The organism is Vibrio sp. YT-17, assembly GCF_033337375.1.
GTDB lineage: Bacteria > Pseudomonadota > Gammaproteobacteria > Enterobacterales > Vibrionaceae > Vibrio > Vibrio alginolyticus.
Map to the genome: position 1 here is coordinate 1 of NZ_JAWOQP010000084.1, position 1,461 is coordinate 1,461.

Annotated in this window: 2 protein-coding genes and 1 pseudogene; all 3 read left to right on the forward strand. The window is 50.1% G+C overall.

What is annotated here, in order from left to right; translation table 11 throughout:
- Positions 1 to 609 (forward strand): metal ABC transporter solute-binding protein, Zn/Mn family (locus R7F67_RS24015; RefSeq protein WP_318057437.1); only part of this gene is annotated, 609 nt, incomplete at its 5' end.
- The gene (locus tag R7F67_RS24020; RefSeq protein WP_023624829.1) at positions 609 to 1,343 is read left to right on the forward strand and encodes a metal ABC transporter ATP-binding protein; all 735 of its coding nucleotides are present in this window, start codon (positions 609 to 611) and stop codon (positions 1,341 to 1,343) included. The genes R7F67_RS24015 and R7F67_RS24020, both read left to right, overlap by 1 nt.
- A pseudogene (locus tag R7F67_RS24025) lies at positions 1,343 to 1,461 on the forward strand (metal ABC transporter permease); the annotation flags it as partial. The gene R7F67_RS24020 and the pseudogene R7F67_RS24025, both read left to right, overlap by 1 nt.

Genomic DNA, 1,461 nt, shown 5'->3' on the forward strand with positions numbered 1-1,461 from the left:
ATTGAAGCCAACAAAGAAGTTCCGCTATTGCCAGCAATGGGACAATCAGTCGGGCAAGGCGCGGTGAATCCACATACGTTCGTTGGGCTCTCAACAACGATTCAAAAGGTTTATACCATCGCGAGCGAGTTGAGCAAACTCGACCCTGACAATGCCGATTTCTACCGTAAAAACGCGCGTCAATACGCTAAAACTTTTCGCATGATGAAACGTGATGCCATGTTGTCGTTGGGCGAGTTGGACACGGCGGGTATGAAGGTTGCGACAACGCACAACGCATACGGCTACATTCTGCAAGAGTTTGGTGTGGATGTTGCCGCAGTGATTGAGCCAGCTCATGGCGTGGAGCCGAGCGCGAGCCAACTGCAAGAGACGATCGAGAAGATCAAACGATCTGGCATTGATGTGTTGTTTTACGAGCTGAATATGCCAAATCGCTTTGTTGATACCATCGAAGAAGCGACAGGAGTTAAGCTCTACCGTTTTTCTCACATGACGCATGGGGAATACGAAGCGAACAAAGTGGAAGTTGAGATGCGCGAAAATGTTGAGACCTTAATTGAAGCGATGAAGTTCGTGGCAAGCAAACACGCACAGGAGAAAGCGTAATGCTTGGTCCTTCTATCTCGATAGATAATTTAAGTCTCCAATACGGTGACAACGTGATATTGCAAAATGTCACGACAACCTTCGAGCCGGGCAAGTGCCATGTGATCATGGGACCAAATGGTGGAGGAAAAACCTCGTTGTTGCGCTCCGTACTTGGACTTACGCCTTTTACTGGCGACATTTCCGTTCACTGGCCGAATAAGACTCACAATAAGCTTGGCGGAAACGTTGGTTATGTTCCTCAAAAAGCGATGTTTGAAGCCAGCTTACCGCTAACGGTGATGGATTTTGTGTTGCTGAACCAAACACGAATCCCACTATTCTGGCGCAGTAAAACCAAACAAACACAACGTGCGCTGGCGCAATTAGATCGCGTCGGCATGGCCGCTCGCTCAGATCGTCGTATGGGGCAACTTTCTGGTGGTGAGCAACAGCGTGTGTTGTTCGCTCAGGCTTTGTTAGATGACCCAAGCTTGTTGGTGTTGGATGAGCCTACAACAGGGATGGACGAGCAAGGTGTGCGTTACCTTGAAGGGTTGATACATGAAGTTGTCGCGCAGGGCAAAACGGTGTTAGCGGTTCATCATGATGTCACTGCGGTGCGTCGCTTAGATGCAGAAGTGCACGTTGTTAACCGTCAGATTGTGGCGTCCGGACACCACTCGGATGTTCTGAGCCCAGATCGTATTGAAACACTATTTAAGCACTACACAACCAAAGCGGAGGCGGCGTAATGGAGGGGTTACGAGCACTGGCGGTGAGTGGTGTAGACGCTGGATGGTTGAGCGACAGCTTTGCGTACGCTTTCATGGTGAACGCGATGGGCGCTGCGCTGAGTTTGGCGCCGCTACT